Origin of the sequence: Deinococcus maricopensis DSM 21211 (assembly GCF_000186385.1) — a bacterium.
GTDB classification, from domain to species: domain Bacteria; phylum Deinococcota; class Deinococci; order Deinococcales; family Deinococcaceae; genus Deinococcus_B; species Deinococcus_B maricopensis.
This window is the reverse complement of record NC_014958.1, coordinates 2488770-2504335: the sequence shown is the minus strand read 5'-3', so window position 1 is coordinate 2504335 and position 15566 is coordinate 2488770. Positions and strand designations below refer to the sequence as shown.

Below are 15566 nucleotides of genomic sequence, written 5' to 3'. Positions count from 1 at the left end.
GTGCAAGCACTGGGAAGTTGTCTGTGTCTGAAAAATGAACAACGGTCCTCTCATTAGAGGGCTCATGAAAAAGCGGCACTGGGCGCTCATTTTCATCCGCCATATATGTCTAGACAAACGAGCGTTGCATTTATGACCAAAGATGTTACGAATTGAAGCGTCAGTCCACAACCTGTTTTCATTCTGCCTGGCCTGAACACCACGTGTCCTTGGGAGGGAACACGCATGCACAAACAGCTCACCATGACCGCCATCCTCGGCCTCACGCTCGTCCTCGCCGGCTGCCAGAACACCACCAGCCAGGCGCCCACCGCGACCACCCCGGCGCCCACCACGAACGCCGCAGCCATCCCCGGGCAGTACATCGTCGTCCTGAAGGACGGCGCGAGCAGCGTCCGCGCGCAGAGCGCCGGGCAGCTGGTCAGCGACCTGGGCCTGGAGGCCGCGGGCGTGAGCGTCCTGCAGGTGTACAGCACGGCGCTCAACGGCTTCGCCGCGAAACTCAGCGACGCCAACCTCGCCAAACTCAAGAGCAACCCCGCCGTCGCCTACGTCGAGCAGGATCAGGTCGTCAAAGCCACCGCCACCCAGACCGGCGCCACCTGGGGCCTCGACCGCGCCGACCAGCGCAACCTGCCGCTGAACGGCACGTACACCTACAACTACACCGGCAGCGGCGTCACGGCGTACATCATCGACACCGGCATTCTGACCAGCCACACCCAGTTCGGCGGCCGCGCCTCGTGGGGCACGAACACCAGCGGCGACGGCCGCAACACCGACTGCAACGGCCACGGGACGCACGTGTCCGGCACGGTCGGCGGCAGCACCTACGGCATCGCCAAGAGCGTCCGCCTGGTGGCCGTGAAGGTCCTCGGCTGTGACGGCAGCGGGAGCAACAGCGGCGTGATCGCCGGGATCGACTGGGTCGCGCGGAACCACAGCGGTCCCAGCGTGGCCAACATGAGCCTCGGCGGTGGGGCCAGCAGCGCCACCGACACTGCCGTGAACAACGCCGCGAACAGCGGTGTGACCATGGTCGTCGCGGCCGGCAACGAGAACCAGAACGCCTGCAACGTCAGCCCCGCCCGCGCCGCGAACGCCATCACCGTCGGCGCCAGCACCCGCACCGACAGCCGCGACACCAGCTACAGCAACTACGGCAACTGCGTGGATCTGTTCGCGCCCGGCACCGGCATCACCAGCGCGTGGTACACCAGCACCACCGCCACGAACACCATCAGCGGCACCAGCATGGCCACCCCGCACGTGGCGGGCGCGGCCGCGCTGTACCTGCAGCGCAACCCGAGCGCCAGCTTCAGCACGGTGCGCAGCGCCATCGTGAACGGCGCGACCAGTAACGTGCTCAGCAACATCGGCACCGGCAGCCCCAACAAGCTCCTCTACACCCTCTTCTAAATCTCCACACGCCATGGGCCCGCAGGTTGATCCTGCGGGTCTGTTTCGTCCCCTGCCTTCTGGCGGCTCAACTTCACCCAAAGACCGAGGGGTGATCGCATGGCGAGAAGGGGCAGAGGTCTTAGTAGGCTCACGGCGCGTGGGCAGGAGTGGGAGCAGCCTGCCGTGAAGGCCGTAGGTTGATTGGGGCGGTGGATGCGTCGCGACCAGTGCTGCGGAATTTGGCATCACGTGGTTCGCTCTCAATGAATCCACATGATGAGATTCTGATAATGCCGATTTTTTTCCAGACACTGCGCATGGGGTTTCTTATGCTGATGACGTTCAAGGACCTCTAATTCTGCGCGCGCTTCATCCACAAGATTCGATGAAGTCACCTGTCTAGGCCGCTCTTGCCCACGGGCAAACACCCCCGTGATACGACACGGAGGTCAGACCACAACTTCATTTGCGTCATGCCCGGACTGAACACCTGTGTCCTGGGAGGGAACACACATGCACAAACAGCTCACCATGACCGGCATCCTCGGCCTCACGCTCCTCCTCGCGGGTTGCGGCAACATGACCGCCCAAACACCCAGCTCCACCACCGCGCCCACTGCCGGCACCGCCATTCCCGGGCAGTACATCGTCGTCCTGAACAAACGCGCGATCAGCACCGCCAACATGAACGCCCAGAGCGTCAGCGGCCTCGTCACGCAACTCGGCCTGGACGCCGCCGGCGTGAATGTCCTGCAGGTCTACAGCACGGCGCTCAACGGCTTCGCCGCGAAACTCAGCGACGCCAACCTCGCCAAGCTCAAGAGCAACCCTGCCGTCTCGTACGTGGAGCAGGACGCGACCGTGCGCGCGGACGCCACGCAGACCGGCGCCACCTGGGGCCTCGACCGCATCGACCAGCGCAACCTGCCCCTCGACAGCAGCTACACCTACAGCACCACCGCCAGTAACGTCACGGCGTACATCATCGACACCGGCATCCGCACGACGCACAACGAGTTCGGCGGCCGCGCCTCGTGGGGCACGAACACCAGCGGTGACGGGCAGAACACCGACTGCAACGGGCACGGGACGCACGTGGCCGGCACGGTCGGCGGCAGCACGTACGGCGTGGCGAAGGGCGTGAAGCTCGTGGCCATCAAGGTCCTGAACTGCCAGGGCAGCGGCAGCAACAGTGGCGTGATCGCCGGGATCGACTGGGCTGCCAAAAACCGCAGCGGCGCCGGCGTCGCCAACATGAGCCTCGGGGGCGGCGCCAGCAGCGCCGTCGACACCGCCATCCTGAACGCCACCAACAGCGGCCTCACCATGGTCGTCGCCGCCGGCAACGAGAACCAGGACGCCTGCAACGTCAGCCCCGCCCGGGCCCCCAGCGCCATCACGGTCGGCGCCACCACGAACACCGACGCGCGCAGCAGCTTCAGCAACTACGGCAGCTGCGTGGACATCTTCGCGCCCGGCAGCAACATCACCAGCTCCTGGAACACGAGCGACACCGCCACGAACACCATCAGTGGCACCAGCATGGCCACCCCGCACGTCGTCGGCGGCGCCGCCCTGTACCTCGCCGCCAACCCCACGGCCACGCCCGCGCAGGTCGCGAGCGCCCTTAAGGGCAACGCCACACCCAACAAGGTCACGAACGCCGGCACCGGCAGCCCCAACCTGCTGCTGTACACCGGCAGCGGCACCACCCCGCCGCCCCCCACCGGCGGCACCACCACCTATACCGGCACGCTGAGTGGCCGCGGCGTCTCCTCGTTCCAGCCGGGCATGAACGGCTTCACGTACGCGGGCGGCACCCTCAAGGCCACCCTGACGGGCCCCAGCAACACCGACTTCGACCTGTACCTGCAGAAACTCAACGGCACGACCTGGACGGACGTCGCCGCGAGCGAAGGCAGCAGCAGCAGCGAAGGCATCACCTACAACGCCGCGAACGGCACGTACCGCTGGGAAGTGTACAGCTACAGCGGCAGCGGCAACTTCCAGCTCGTCGAACAGAAGTAACGCCGAGCAGACACCGCTCGCGTCAGGAAAGGAGGGAGGCCGCAGTGAACCTGCGGCCTCCCTCCTTTTGGCGCCCTGGCGTCAACCGGCCGCTTCGGACGGGGCCGTCTCCGCGCCGGGGCGCGCTGCCAGGAAGGCGTCCACGCGCTCCGCCACGTTCACGACGTGGTCCCCGAGGCGTTCCAGGCTGCGCGCCATGCGCGTCGTCTTCAGGGATGCCTGCAGTTCACGCGGGTCTTCCAGAATGCGCGTGAGGCTCGCGCGCTGCAGCTGCTCGTACAGTGCGTCCACCTCGATGTCGAGGCGCATGACGGTGCGGGCAGCGTCCGCGTCGTGCTCCGCGAAGGCGTACGCGAGGCGCTCCACCATCTCCCCGAGGACGTTCATCATCGGGAGGACGTCCGTAAGGGGGCCGCTGCGCATGGTGCTCGACAGTTCCTCCAGGTCCCGCCCGATGTGCCGGCCGTAATCCCCGGCCCGTTCGAGGTCCGCGAGGCTCTTAAACACCATCAGGAAGAACCGCAGGTCCCCCGCGACCGGCTGGTAGCGGGCGATGGCCGTAAGGCACGCCTGCTCCACCTCGCGTTCCAGCACGTCAATTTCCTGCTCCAGTTCGCTCACGCGCGCACCCAGGCCCACGTAGTGCCGTTCGGTCAGGGCGGTGCGGATGTGCGCGATCTGCTCCAGCGTGAGGCTCTGCATACGCAGGAACCGCGCGGTGACGTCGTGAATGCTGGTGTTGAGGGCGTCTCGCATGCTTGATCATCCTAAAGGGCTGTGCGCCGCGTGTCAGGTGCAACCCGGGAGAGTCTTAACCGAAGCGTCCCGTCACGTACGCTTCGGTGCGTTCGTCGCGCGGGCTCGTGAAGATGTCGCTGGTCGCGCCGCGCTCCACCATGTCGCCGTTCAGGAAGAAGCTGGTCGTGTCGGACACGCGCGCCGCCTGCTGCATGTTGTGCGTGACGATGATGATGGTCGTGACCTTCTTCAGGTCGCCCATCAGGTCCTCGATGCGGGCGGTGCTCTGCGGGTCGAGCGCGCTGGTCGGTTCGTCCATCAGCAGAATTTCCGGTTCCACCGCGAGCGCGCGCGCGATGCACAGGCGCTGCTGCTGCCCGCCGGACAGGCCGGTCGCCGGGGTTTTCAGGCGGTCCTTGACCTCGTCCCACAACGCCGCCTGACGCAGCGAGCGTTCCGCGACCTCCATCAGGGTCCGCTGGTCACGGACGCCGACGAGTTTCAGGCCGCTGGTGACGTTCTCGAAAATGCTCATGGTCGGGAACGGGTTGGGTTTCTGGAACACCATGCCGATGCGGCGCCGGATGACGACCGGGTCGATGTCGCCGCTGTACACGTTCTGCCCGTCGAGGATGATGTCGCCCTCCACGCGCGCGCCCGGCGTGAGGTCGTGCATGCGGTTCAGGGCGCGCAGGAACGTCGTCTTGCCGCAGCCCGAAGGACCGATCAGGGCATTGACGGTGCCGCGCGTGATGTCCATGCTGACGCTTTTCACGGCCTGCTTCTCGCCGTAGTAGATGTTCACGTTCTTGGTTTGCAGGATGGTCATGGGAACCTCCGGGTGGGGGAGAGGCCGCGCGTTACTTGCGGCGGTTGCTGGCGGCGCGCGCGAGCAGGCTGGTGACGAAGATCAGCGTGATGAGCAGCAGCGCGCCCGCCTTCGCGAGGCGCTGGTTCTCGTCGTACGCGCTCGTGGCGCCGCGGAAGATTTCCAGCGGAAGCGCGCTCATCGGCTTGGACGGGTCGAGGTTCACGAGGTTGTTGCCGAACGCCGTGAACAGCAGTGGCGCCGCCTCGCCCGCGACGCGCGCGAGCGCCAGCATCACGCCCGTGACGATCCCGCCGCGCGCGGCCGGCAGCACGATGCTCATGATGACTTTCCACTGCGGCAGGCCCAGCGCGAGGCCCGCCTCGCGCACGCTGAGCGGCACGAGCTTCAGGACTTCCTCGGTGGTGCGGACCACGATGGGAATCATCAGCAGGCCCAGCGCGAGCGCGCCCGCGAAGCCCGAAAAGCCGAACTTCAGGACGATCAGGCCGTACGCCACGAGGCCCATCACGATGGCGGGAATGCCTGCGAGCACGTCGCTGACCATGCGGATGGTCGGCATGAGCGGGTGGCGCGGGAACTCCGACAGGAACAGCCCGCCGGCGACGCCGACGACCACGCCGATGACGCTCGCCATGGCCAGCATCTCCAGCGACCCGGTGATGGCGTTCAGCCACCCGCCGCCCGCCTCGCCTTCCGGCGCGGGCGTCCGCGTGAAGAAGTCCCCGTTCAGGGAGCTGACGCCCTGACTGATCAGGTACACGAAGATCAGCACCAGCGGCGCGATCACGATCAGGGTGCCCAGGCCGATCATGATGCCCGCGAAGGCGTTGCTGGCCTTGCGGCGCGCACTCACAGTGTGCGTTACGTGGGCGGAGTTGCGGGCGGCCTGCATCATTGGATTCCCTTCGGCGTCAGGCGCGCAATGATCAGGCGCGCCACGTAGTTCACGATCACGCTCACGAGCAGCAGCACCAGGCCCAGCGCCACGACGCTGGAGCGGTGCAGCGTCTCGCGCGCGTCGCCGAACTCGTTGGCGATCATGCTGGCCATGGTGGCGGTGTTCCCCCACAGGCTCTTCACGAATTCCGGGCTGTTGCCGATCACCATGGCGACGGCGAGCGTCTCGCCGAGCGCGCGGCCGAGCGCGAGGATCACGCCGCCGATGATGCCGGCGCGGGCGTACGGCAGAATCGCCAGGCGAATGACTTCCCACTTGGTGGCGCCCATGGCGTACATCGCTTCGCGCTGCTCGGCGGGCACCAGGCGGATCACGTCACGCGCGACGGACGCGGTGAACGGAATGATCATCACGGACAGGATCAGCACCGCGAGCGCCAGGCCCAGGCCGGTGGGGGCGGGCGGGATGAAGAAGCACTGCCATGACCCCTCCCCCTGGCCGTACGCGGCGGCCTGGCACTGGCTGTACAACTCCGGGTTGCGCGTAATGATCCACAGCTGCAACTGCACTAGCAGCGGCTTGAGCGCGAACAGCGCCCACAGGCCGTATACCACGGACGGCACCGCTGCGAGCAGTTCCACGAGGTACCCGACCGGGTTGGCGAGCCAGCGGGGCGCGTACTCCGCCACGAAGATCGCGCTGGCAATCGCGAGCGGCACGGCGATGATCAGGGCCAGGAAGCTGGTGAGCAGCGTGCCCACGATCATGCTCAGCGCGCCGAACTGGTTCGTGACGGGGTTCCAGACGTTGGTGGTCAGGAATGACAGCCCGAATTTCTGCAGGGCCGGCAGGCTTTCCTTGCCGAGCTGGTAGATGCTCGTGAGGAACACCGCGACGATCAGCAGCGACAGTGTGAGGATGATCACACGGAACACCCCGTCACCACGGGAGGACGGGGTTGGGACGCGCCGGGCCGGTTTCAAAGTCTGGGGGGGTTGGCTCATGATGGCTCCACGCCCACGCGGGCGTCTCGTCATGGTGGCGGGCGAGTGTCAGGCGTGCGTCAGCCCACCCGGACCTTCACGCGGGGCGTGCGCGCCCGCGCCTGACAGTGCGCTGGCAAACGGCCGGGGCCGTACGGAAACAGGGGCGGCCTTGACGGGCCGCCCCTGTGGTTCACGCCATCGGCGTCAGAGTTTCTTGCCGCCGTAGTTGATGCTCTTGATGATGTTCTTCGCCTTCGCCGCGACGTTCGCGGGGAGTTTGGCGTAGTCGAGCGGCTCGTTGTACTGCTGGCCGCTCGAAACCATCCAGCTCAGCAGGTCGCGGAGTTCCTTGGCCTGCGCTTCGGTGCGGTTGCCGTACTTCTGGTCCTGGTAGAAGATCACGTACGTGAAGCTCGCGATGGGGTACGCGTCGGCGTTCGCGCTGTTCGTGAGGCTCACGCGGGTGTCCGCGGGAATCACGACGCCCTGCGCGGCGAGCGCGGCCGGGCCGTTGTCGGCGACGATGTACTTCCCGGCGCGGTTCTGGACGGCGCCGAACGTCAGCTTGTTCTGCTTGGCGTACACCAGTTCGACGTAGCCGATGCTGCCGGGGGTGCTCTTCACGATGCCGGCGACGCCGTCGTTGCCCTTGCCGCCGATTCCGACGGGCCACTGGAGGCTGTTGGCCACGCCGACCTTGCTCTTCCATTCGCTGCTGACCTTCGCGAGGTAGTCGGCGAACACGTACGTGGTGCCGCTGCCGTCACTGCGGCGCGCCACGGTGATGGGCAGCGTGGGGAGCTTGACGCCGGGGTTGATCTTGGCGATCTGCGCGTCGTTCCACAGGCGGATCTTGCCGAGGTAGATGTCCGCGAGGACCTTGCCGGTGAAGTTCAGTCGGCCGTCCACGCCGGGGACGTTGTACGCGGGCACGACGGCGCCGATGGCGGTGGGGATGTGCAGCAGCTTGCCCGGGGCGCTCTTGAGGGAGTCGTCGTTCATGGGGTTGTCGCTGCCGGCGAAGTCCACAGTGCGTTCGAGGATCTGCTTCTGGCCGGCGCCGCTGCCGACCGACTGGTAGTTGACGTCGTCGCCGGTGGCCTTCTTGTACTCCGCGAACATCTTGCTGTACAGGGGGTACGGGAAGCTCGCGCCGGCGCCGGTGAGGGTGGCGGCGGAGGCGGCGGTCATCACAAGGGCGGCGCCCAGGGTCAGGATCTTCTTCATCGCCTGTGAGTCTGAGGCGCGAGTGTCAGGCGCGCGTCACCCGTTTGTCAGCGTTCCGTCAGGCTGCGTGACGAATAGGCGGGCCCAGGCTGAGCAGGGGAGAATTCCATGAAGTTCAGTTCATGGACCGCGCGCCGCGCACTGGGGGCTCCGGACCGTGTGCCCGTCATTGAACCGAGTCCAAGGGGCGGGTGTAGGCTGCACCTATGCTCACGCACGTCCTCGGCACGCTCCACGCCGTCCAGGTCCCCATCCCGTACCCCATGCGTACCGTCACGGTCCTGATCGACACCGCGCGCCCCGTCACCCTGATCGACACGGCCCTCGATACCCCCGAGGCGCAGGCCGCCATCGAAGACGCCCTCACCGCCCTCGGCCTGCACTGGACCGACATCGAACGCGTCATCATCACGCACCACCACCCCGACCACTACGGCCTCGCCGGTCTGATCGAGGAGCGCAGCGGCGCCACCATCCACATGCTCGACACCGACATCGCGCGCGGCGCCCGCTACTGGGAGAAATGGCAGGAGTGGCTTCCCGGCCACCTCCGCCACTTCACGGACCACGGCCTGCCCGACACGGACCTCAGCACTCTCGAAGAGGAATCGCGCCGCTCCCGCGCCCGCGTGCACCCCGCCGCGCGCCTCACGCCCCTGCGCGAAGGTGACACGCTGCCCCTCGCCGGCCTCGACTGGACGGTCCTGTGGCTGCCCGGCCACGCCGACGGCCACCTCGGCCTGTGGCACGCGCCCAGCAGCACCCTGATCGCGGGCGACGCCATCCTGCCGCGCATCAGCCCGAACGTCGGCCTGTACGGCTACAGCCGCCCCGACCCGCTCGGCGACTACCTCCGTACCCTCGACACCATCGCCCGCCTCGATCCGCGCACGACCGTCGTCGGCCACTACGGCCCCACCATGGAGGGCGCCGCCGAGCGCGCCCGGCAGCTCACCGCGCACCACCACGAACGCCTCGACACCCTCGAAGCGGCCGTGCGCGCGCAGCCTCGCAACGCCTACGACCTCTCCTACGTGCTGTTCACCCGCGACCTCGACGCGAGTGGTCGCCGCTTCGCCCTGGCCGAGACGCTCGCGCACGCCGAGTACCTGCGCCTGCACGGTCGCCTGACCCGCACGTGGGTCGGCCCGCAGGACCGCGGTCACTGGGTGTACGGCCCCTGACGCCCGGAAACCCGCGCGCACCCCGAGGCGCGCGGGCTTCCGGGGGGCTTGCGCGTCCCCTTACGTCCAGCGCGCCGCGCCCCGGCGCGCTCTATACTCCCGGCATGACGGAACTCCAGCGCATCGTGGACGCCCTGAAACGCAGCGGCCTGAACGTCGAAGCGGTCGACGACGGCGACGGCGCGCTCGTCCGCACGGACAATGCCCGCGTCGCGCTGTTCGCCGAGCACGCCGACGAGGGCGGCATTCTCGTGCGCCTGCACCTCGACCTCGACCTGTACGTGGACGAGGACGCCCTGCCGGAAGTGCTGATGGGCGTCAACCTCATGAACCAGGGCCTCGACTACGGCTCACTCGTCCTCGACCCCGTCACTGACGAGGACGAGGAGGACGACGTTGCCGAAACGCTCGGCGACGACGAGGAACGCGTGACCTTCGCCGTGCTGGGCCGCAGCGTCCTGCACCTCTCGGACCTCAGCGAAACGGAAATCGCGCGCCTCGCCACGCACCTCCAGCGGTTCGAACGGGAGATCGGCGACACCGTCGAACGCACCCTGCACGGCCACAAAAGCCTGCGCGCCTGAACGCCGCGCCCCACGCCGTCCCGCCCGCGCGGGGCGGCGTTCACGTAACCGGATTGTAAGGAGCCCTGATGTGCGCGGGGCCGCAGACGCCTACAACTAAGGACAAACGTCCTTCAGCCGCGTTGGCGTCCGTTCGTCCGCCCTGCCTGTGCCCACCCGCACCGCACCCCGGAGGTTCGCCATGCCCCACCGTTCCCACATCTCGTACCGCTCACGCGCCAGCGTATACGGCATCTTCGACGACCTCGAACACGTCCGCGACTTCACGCAGCACCTCCTCGACCTCGGCCTCGGTGACGAACAGGTCCAGGTCCTCATGGGCGAGGACGGCGCCCGCGAACTCGACCGCGACGGCCAGCACCACGGCCTGATCCGCCGCCTCATCCGCTACGTCCAGAGCATCACCGACGAACGCGAACACGTCGAAACGTACGTCCACGCGCTCCTCCAGGGCCGCTACGTCGTCTCCGTGCTCCTCCCACCCCGCCGCCAGGACGCCCTGCAACAGGTCGCCGGCGCGTTCCGCGCGTGCCACGGCCACTTCGTGAACCACTACGGCGTGTTCGTCGTTCAGCAGCTCAGCGCCTGAACCGGCACCCCACCAGCAAGGGGAGGGCCGCCAGGACTGGCGGCCCTCCCCTCACGGGAACCCGGACTCAGCGGTCCTGAATCTCCACGTACGCCGCCTCGCGCGCGCCGGTGTACACGGCGTCCGGACGCAGAATGCGGTTGTTGAGGGTGTACTCGTTCACGGACGCGCACCAGCCGCTAATGCGGGCCAGCGCGAAGATCGGCGTGAAGAACTCCTTCTTGATGCCCAGGTCGCTGTACACCGTGCCGCTGTAGAAGTCCACGTTCGGGTAGATGCCCTTGCTGCTCAGGCGCTCCACGATCACGCGCTCGATCGTCTCCAGGATGGCGTAGTAATCGCTTTTGCCTTCCTTCTCGGCGACGTGCGCGGCGTAGTCCCGCAGGACGCGGCTGCGCGGATCGAAGTACTTGTACACGCGGTGCCCGACGCCCATGATCTTCTCTTTGCGGTCGAGCTTCTCGGTGATGTACGCCTCGGCCTTGTCGACCGTGCCGATCTCATCGAGCATGTCCATGACGGCCTCGTTCGCGCCGCCGTGCAGCGGGCCCTTCAGGCTGCCCACGGCGCTCGTGATCGCGCTGTACATGTCGCTGAGCGTGCTGGCCGTCGCGATGGCCGTGAACGTGCTCGCGTTCATGCCGTGATCCACGTGCAGCACCAGCGCAATGTCGAACAGGCGCGCCTGCTCCTCCGTGGGCTCCTTGCCGGTCAGCATGTACAGGAAGTTCCCGGCGTGCGTGAGGTCCGCGCGCGGCGCGACGACCGGCTGGCCCTCCTGCGTGCGCGCGATGGCCGCGATGATCGTCGAGAACTGCGCGATCAGGCGCACGCTCAGCGCGTAGCGGCCCTCCTCGGTGATGTTCTCGGCGTCCGCGTCGAACAGGCCCAGGTGCGACACGGCCGTGCGCAGCGCCTGCATCGGGTGCACGCCCTTCGGGAACGCCTCGATGAGGCTCACGAGTTCCGCCGGGACCGCGCGGTTCGCCTTGAGCGCCGCGTCGAACTGCGCGAGTTCGTCCGCTTTGGGCAGGCGCGCGTGCAGCAGCGCGAAGCTCAGTTCCTCGAAGGTGCTCTTCTCCGCCCACTGCTGAATGGGAATCCCGAGGTGCTCCAGCACGCCCGCGGTGCCGTCAATGAACGTGAGTTTGGTTTCCGTGAAAAGGACGCCTTCCAGGCCCTTCGCGATGGTGGTGGTGGTCATACTCCTCCTTTTTCACCCGATGTTACCACCGCCCCCCGCGCCGTTCCGTGCCCCGACCGCACGTCACCCCGAAGGTGACAACTTCTTTCCGCGCGACCCCGCCAGCGCGAACTGCGCCAGCCGCGCCGTCACCCCCGCCGGGGTGTTCGTCAGAATCCGCCCGGACGTCGGGTGCGCCATCGCGAACCGCGCCACGCGGTCCATCAACTCATCGAACAGCCCCTCCGGGATGTTCAGCGCCGGCGTGAGCCGCACCGTCCGCTTGCTCGACAGGCTCAGGTTCGCCATCACGCCCGCCTCGTGCAGCGCGCGCATCGCCAGGACGCTCGTCGCCTCGAACACCACCTCGCGCAGCACGCCGGGCAGCGGCACCCCCACCATCGGGCGGAACTGCATCGCCAGCAGCAGCCCCTGACCACGCACGTCCTCCAGCAACGCCGGGTACTTCGCCTGCAGGCCCCGTAGGCGCTCCAACCCCACCGCGCCCAGGTGCGCACTCCGCGCCGGCAGGTCCTGCTCGATCAGCAGCTCCAGGCTGCGCATCCCCACCGCCATCGCCAGCGCGTTCCCGCCGAACGTGTTGCTGTGCCGCTTGCTGCTCAGGCCCCCCAGCATCTTGTTGAACATCGGCGCGCGCACGATCGTCGCGCCCACCGCCGTCAGGCCCGCCCCGAGCGGTTTGGCGAGCGTGATGATGTCCGGGTCCAGCCCCTGCGCCGCCGACTCGAACCAGTGCCCGGTGCGCCCCAGGCCCGTCTGAATCTCATCGGCGATCACCACGATGCCGTGCTCGCGGCACAACTCCCCCACACCCCGCAGGAACCCTGCCGGCGGGATGTTCACGCCCCCTTCGCCCTGAATGGGCTCCACGACGACCGCCACGACATTGCGCGCGCCCACCTTGCGGATCAGGCGGGCCAGCGCGTCCAGGTCGCCGTACTTGCTGGTCAGCGCGCCCGGCACGAGCGGCCGAAACAGGTCCTGGTACTCCGGGTTCGGCGTGAGACTCAGCGCCCCGAACGTCTTCCCGTGATACCCGCTGCTGAAACTGATGGTGTACTTCGCGCGCGGACGCCACGCCTTCGCGAACTTCAGCGCCCCCTCGATCGCCTCCGTGCCGCTGGAGCAGAAGAACACCTGCGAATCCCGGTGGCTCGGCAGCTCCCGCGCGAGCAGCCGCACGAGGTTCGTCTGCAGCGCTGCCCGCCACGGCGACGACGACTGCTGCGGCAGCCCCATTGCGCGGTTCCGCTCCAGGAACTGCTGCAGGAACGACGTGATTTCCGGCGGCATATCCCCGAACGGCACCGCCGCGTACCCTGACGCGTTGATGCGCCGCGCGCCCGACTCGTCTTCCAGCTCCCACGGGCTCACGCGGTAGAACGGCCCCGCGAGGCCCAGCAGGTCCAGGCCCTGAATAAGATCGTGGTTGCCGTAATGCATGTCCAGGCGCCGCACCGCCGCCGGGGTCAGAACCTCCTGCAGCACGTCGTCCGCGCGGATGAAACCTTGACTCATGCCAGCAAGTCTACGGGAGCGAGGCGGGCAGCTTGTCTCGCCCGCATGAGCGCCGCGAGAATCGGCGGCATGATATGGCGGGTGCTGCAGGACGCCGAAACCAGCGAGGTGTGGGCGGTCGTCCATGACCGCTTCCGGTTCAACCCGAGCGGGGCGCCGTCCCAGTGGCCCGACTTCGCGGAGCTCACGCCTTCCGTCACGTTCAGCCTCACCGCGCACAGCACGGACGCGGACGGGGATGACTTTTCCCTCAAGATGCAGGCGTATCTTCGGCGAGCCACACCGCCCGGGACGTGTCTCTACGCGCTGGACTGGCAGCCTGCGTGCTTTCTGTACGACCCGCACCGGGTGGCCACGTACACCCCAGACGGGGCGAGGGGCCCTGGGAACGTGGCCTCCTTCCGGACGGGGACTGCGCGTCGACGCTCGCGCCGGACGGCTTGTACGGCACGCTCGGGCACCTCTGGGAGCTGAGCGTCTGCGTCTTCGGGGCCGCACACGCTCAGCGCCCCTCCAGCCATGTCCCAACGGGTCATCCGCCGCAACGGCCGGAAGGTCCCTCTCGGAACCCGGCGCTGAGCGTCCACGGGAGTCCCTTTGGAGCCTGCGGGTAAAACGGTCGGCGGCGTCGAAACGGACTGTTGTTGACGCTGACGCTCCAAAACACTGCGCGTGTTGTCCGCAGGCGCTTACTCCGGTGTCTGCCGCCCTCGTCCGCTCGCGCTGCTCCACAAGTTCCGCCATTGCTTGCGCACGAACGCCCATACGGGCGGCGTCCACGAGCCGTGCACCTGCCCGGCCCGCAGCGCCGCGAGGAGCTCCTCGGGCGTGCGGACGGGTTGCAGCGGCGCTTCCGACCAGCCTTCGCCGACGTCCTGCAGGGTGTGCGCGTCGGACCCGCCGCACTCGGGCAGGTGCCGCGCCTGCGCCCAGGTGGCGGCGTCGCGGTTGTACTGCGGGCGGGACAGGCGCGCGTTGAACGTCTCGACGATGTCCACGTCGTCCGCGATGCGCGCCGTCGCTTCGGGCCGCAGGCGGTAGCGTTTGAGCGGGTCGAAACCGTGCTGCAGCATGACCAGCCCGCCCTGCGCCTTGATTTCGCGGACGGTGTCTTCCGGCGTGAGGTTCGGCGGGATGCGCTCCTGCAGGAACAGGCCGATCAGCTCCCCTTCGCGCGTGGTGATCTCCTCGCCCGCGATGATCCACAGCTGGTCGTCGAGGCCGAGATCGCGGACGTGCTGCTGCAGCGCGACGCCGCCCCAGTGCTGGTCGTGATCGGTGACGGCGAGCACGCGGAGGTTGTGCGCGAGGCACCACGCGGGGAACGCCTGAATGGGCGTGCGGCAGTCGTGGGACGCCTCCGTGTGCACGTGCAGGTCGATGCGCATGACGGGCACGCCGTCGCGTTCGACGTGCTGGCCCTGCAGGTCGGGCGTCACGCCTGCCCCTCGCGCTGGTCGTTGGGCACGAGGACGTTGAGCGCGCCGGGCATGATCTCCACGCGGACGGTGCCGACGGTGGTGGGCGGCACGTCGGGCGGGTAGGGGCCTTCCGGGGCGGGGCGCACCTCGCCGTCCACGTGGAAGTGCTCGCCATTCCACTCGAATTCGACGATGCGGGCCTGCAGGTGCCCGACGCTGGGCAGCTCCGGGAACGCGCCGCTCGCGAGGGCCGTGAAGTACGCGACGGCGCTGTCGCGGCCTTCGCGGTTCACGCGGACGACGTTCAGCAGGCCGTCTCCCGGGTCGGCGTCCGGTGCGAGGTTCAGGCGCGGGCCGGTCGCGCGGGTGTTGAGGACCTCGATGAGGAGGTACGCGCCGCTGTAGTCCACGCCGTCCATGCTCAGCTTCATGGGGGGCGGGTCGTAGCTGCCGAGGGTGCCGACGATGGCCTGCGCGGCCCGCAGGGGGCTTTTGCCTTCGTCCGGGTCGTACGCGGCGAGCACGTCGGCGTACAGGCCGCACCCGAACGCCTCCAGGAAGAAGTCCTCACCCCACGGGGCGGTCACGCGGCCCACGTCGAACGGTCTGGCCTGCGCGCCGGCGTAGCGGGCGATGACGTCGAGCGGTTCGCCGCTCACGCCCAGCGTCCGCCCGATGTTGTTGGCGGTGCCGAGCGGGAGGACACCGAGGGTAAGACCGCGCCCGATGAGGTGCCCGGCGGCAGCGCGGATGGTGCCGTCACCGCCCGCGACGAACACGGTGCCCTGCACGTCCGAGAGCGCTTCGCGCAGGGCCTGTTCGTGGTCGGTGGCGCGGTACACGGGCACGTACCCGGCGGCGTGCAGGGCGTCCACGAGGGCCTGAGGGTCACTGCGGTCGCTGCCGCCGGCGCGTTTGTTGTAGATCAGGGTGGCTTGCATGGTGAGGTTCCCTTC

General features: G+C 68.0%; 15 protein-coding genes and 1 pseudogene. 7 read left to right on the top strand and 9 right to left on the bottom strand.

All coding sequences use genetic code 11. From position 1 onward, the window contains the following. Positions 1–225 precede the first annotated feature (225 nt). Positions 226–1419, top strand: a complete 1194-nt coding sequence (locus DEIMA_RS11640) for a S8 family peptidase (protein ID WP_013557461.1) — start codon at positions 226–228, stop codon at positions 1417–1419. Positions 1420–1914: 495 nt separating this feature from the next. Then, positions 1915–3429, top strand: coding sequence for a S8 family peptidase (locus DEIMA_RS11635; protein WP_013557460.1), 1515 nt, complete (start codon positions 1915–1917; stop codon positions 3427–3429). Positions 3430–3510: 81 nt separating this feature from the next. Here the strand turns inward: DEIMA_RS11635 and phoU are convergent, their stop codons facing one another. The 5 genes from phoU to pstS form a co-directional block, all read right to left on the bottom strand. Then, a complete protein-coding gene (gene phoU / locus DEIMA_RS11630; protein ID WP_013557459.1) occupies positions 3511–4185 on the bottom strand; it encodes a phosphate signaling complex protein PhoU in 675 nt (224 codons plus the stop codon). Positions 4186–4240: 55 nt separating this feature from the next. Beyond that, positions 4241–4996, bottom strand: coding sequence for a phosphate ABC transporter ATP-binding protein PstB (gene pstB, locus DEIMA_RS11625; protein WP_013557458.1), 756 nt, complete (start codon positions 4994–4996; stop codon positions 4241–4243). A 31-nt stretch (positions 4997–5027) separates the two neighbouring features. Next, entirely contained in the window at positions 5028–5894 is an 867-nt protein-coding gene (pstA, locus tag DEIMA_RS11620; RefSeq protein ID WP_013557457.1) for a phosphate ABC transporter permease PstA, read from the bottom strand. Continuing rightward, positions 5891–6901: a phosphate ABC transporter permease subunit PstC gene (gene pstC, locus DEIMA_RS11615; protein ID WP_013557456.1), complete on the bottom strand. Its 1011-nt coding sequence runs from the start codon at positions 6899–6901 to the stop codon at positions 5891–5893. Before pstC ends, pstA begins: the two co-directional genes overlap by 4 nt. Positions 6902–7087: 186 nt before the next feature. Beyond that, entirely contained in the window at positions 7088–8110 is a 1023-nt protein-coding gene (gene pstS / locus DEIMA_RS11610) for a phosphate ABC transporter substrate-binding protein PstS (protein WP_013557455.1), read from the bottom strand. A gap of 206 nt (positions 8111–8316) precedes the next feature. Between pstS and DEIMA_RS11605 the strand changes: the two genes are divergently transcribed. The 3 genes from DEIMA_RS11605 (at position 8317) to DEIMA_RS11595 (ending at position 10467) form a co-directional block, all read left to right on the top strand. Then, positions 8317–9294 carry an MBL fold metallo-hydrolase gene (locus DEIMA_RS11605; RefSeq protein WP_013557454.1) on the top strand — a complete coding sequence of 326 codons (978 nt, stop codon included), beginning with the start codon at positions 8317–8319 and terminating at the stop codon, positions 9292–9294. Positions 9295–9398: 104 nt separating this feature from the next. Continuing rightward, entirely contained in the window at positions 9399–9878 is a 480-nt protein-coding gene (locus tag DEIMA_RS11600; RefSeq protein WP_013557453.1) for a hypothetical protein, read from the top strand. Positions 9879–10059: 181 nt separating this feature from the next. Further along, positions 10060–10467, top strand: coding sequence for a hypothetical protein (locus tag DEIMA_RS11595; protein ID WP_013557452.1), 408 nt, complete (start codon positions 10060–10062; stop codon positions 10465–10467). Between the two features lie 67 nt (positions 10468–10534). Here DEIMA_RS11595 and DEIMA_RS11590 read toward each other — a convergent pair whose 3' ends face one another. Then, positions 10535–11671 carry a citrate/2-methylcitrate synthase gene (locus DEIMA_RS11590; protein ID WP_013557451.1) on the bottom strand — a complete coding sequence of 379 codons (1137 nt, stop codon included), beginning with the start codon at positions 11669–11671 and terminating at the stop codon, positions 10535–10537. Between the two features lie 63 nt (positions 11672–11734). Next, positions 11735–13189: a class-III pyridoxal-phosphate-dependent aminotransferase gene (locus tag DEIMA_RS11585; RefSeq protein ID WP_013557450.1), complete on the bottom strand. Its 1455-nt coding sequence runs from the start codon at positions 13187–13189 to the stop codon at positions 11735–11737. Here DEIMA_RS11585 and DEIMA_RS18960 point away from each other — a divergent pair. Both DEIMA_RS18960 and DEIMA_RS18955 read left to right on the top strand, forming a co-directional pair. Further along, positions 13109–13537: pseudogene (locus DEIMA_RS18960) on the top strand (DUF2716 domain-containing protein); the annotation flags it as partial. The gene DEIMA_RS11585 and the pseudogene DEIMA_RS18960 sit on opposite strands and share 81 nt — an antisense overlap. Beyond that, a complete protein-coding gene (locus DEIMA_RS18955) occupies positions 13483–13803 on the top strand; it encodes a DUF2716 domain-containing protein (protein WP_083810862.1) in 321 nt (106 codons plus the stop codon). The pseudogene DEIMA_RS18960 and the gene DEIMA_RS18955, both read left to right, overlap by 55 nt. A gap of 75 nt (positions 13804–13878) precedes the next feature. Here the strand turns inward: DEIMA_RS18955 and DEIMA_RS11575 are convergent, their stop codons facing one another. Further along, entirely contained in the window at positions 13879–14628 is a 750-nt protein-coding gene (locus tag DEIMA_RS11575; protein ID WP_013557448.1) for a PHP-associated domain-containing protein, read from the bottom strand. Next, the gene (locus tag DEIMA_RS11570) at positions 14625–15551 is read right to left on the bottom strand and encodes a diacylglycerol/lipid kinase family protein (RefSeq protein WP_013557447.1); all 927 of its coding nucleotides are present in this window, start codon (positions 15549–15551) and stop codon (positions 14625–14627) included. The genes DEIMA_RS11575 and DEIMA_RS11570 overlap by 4 nt, the downstream gene beginning before the upstream one ends. Positions 15552–15566: the final 15 nt, after the last annotated feature.

Coding starts and splice junctions, on each gene's coding strand:
- DEIMA_RS11640 (WP_013557461.1), top strand. CDS start 226: ATGCACAAACAGCTCACCATGACCGCCATCCTCGGCCTCACGCTCGTC.
- DEIMA_RS11635 (WP_013557460.1), top strand. CDS start 1,915: ATGCACAAACAGCTCACCATGACCGGCATCCTCGGCCTCACGCTCCTC.
- phoU (WP_013557459.1), bottom strand. CDS start 4,185: ATGCGAGACGCCCTCAACACCAGCATTCACGACGTCACCGCGCGGTTC.
- pstB (WP_013557458.1), bottom strand. CDS start 4,996: ATGACCATCCTGCAAACCAAGAACGTGAACATCTACTACGGCGAGAAG.
- pstA (WP_013557457.1), bottom strand. CDS start 5,894: ATGATGCAGGCCGCCCGCAACTCCGCCCACGTAACGCACACTGTGAGT.
- pstC (WP_013557456.1), bottom strand. CDS start 6,901: ATGAGCCAACCCCCCCAGACTTTGAAACCGGCCCGGCGCGTCCCAACC.
- pstS (WP_013557455.1), bottom strand. CDS start 8,110: ATGAAGAAGATCCTGACCCTGGGCGCCGCCCTTGTGATGACCGCCGCC.
- DEIMA_RS11605 (WP_013557454.1), top strand. CDS start 8,317: ATGCTCACGCACGTCCTCGGCACGCTCCACGCCGTCCAGGTCCCCATC.
- DEIMA_RS11600 (WP_013557453.1), top strand. CDS start 9,399: ATGACGGAACTCCAGCGCATCGTGGACGCCCTGAAACGCAGCGGCCTG.
- DEIMA_RS11595 (WP_013557452.1), top strand. CDS start 10,060: ATGCCCCACCGTTCCCACATCTCGTACCGCTCACGCGCCAGCGTATAC.
- DEIMA_RS11590 (WP_013557451.1), bottom strand. CDS start 11,671: ATGACCACCACCACCATCGCGAAGGGCCTGGAAGGCGTCCTTTTCACG.
- DEIMA_RS11585 (WP_013557450.1), bottom strand. CDS start 13,189: ATGAGTCAAGGTTTCATCCGCGCGGACGACGTGCTGCAGGAGGTTCTG.
- DEIMA_RS11570 (WP_013557447.1), bottom strand. CDS start 15,551: ATGCAAGCCACCCTGATCTACAACAAACGCGCCGGCGGCAGCGACCGC.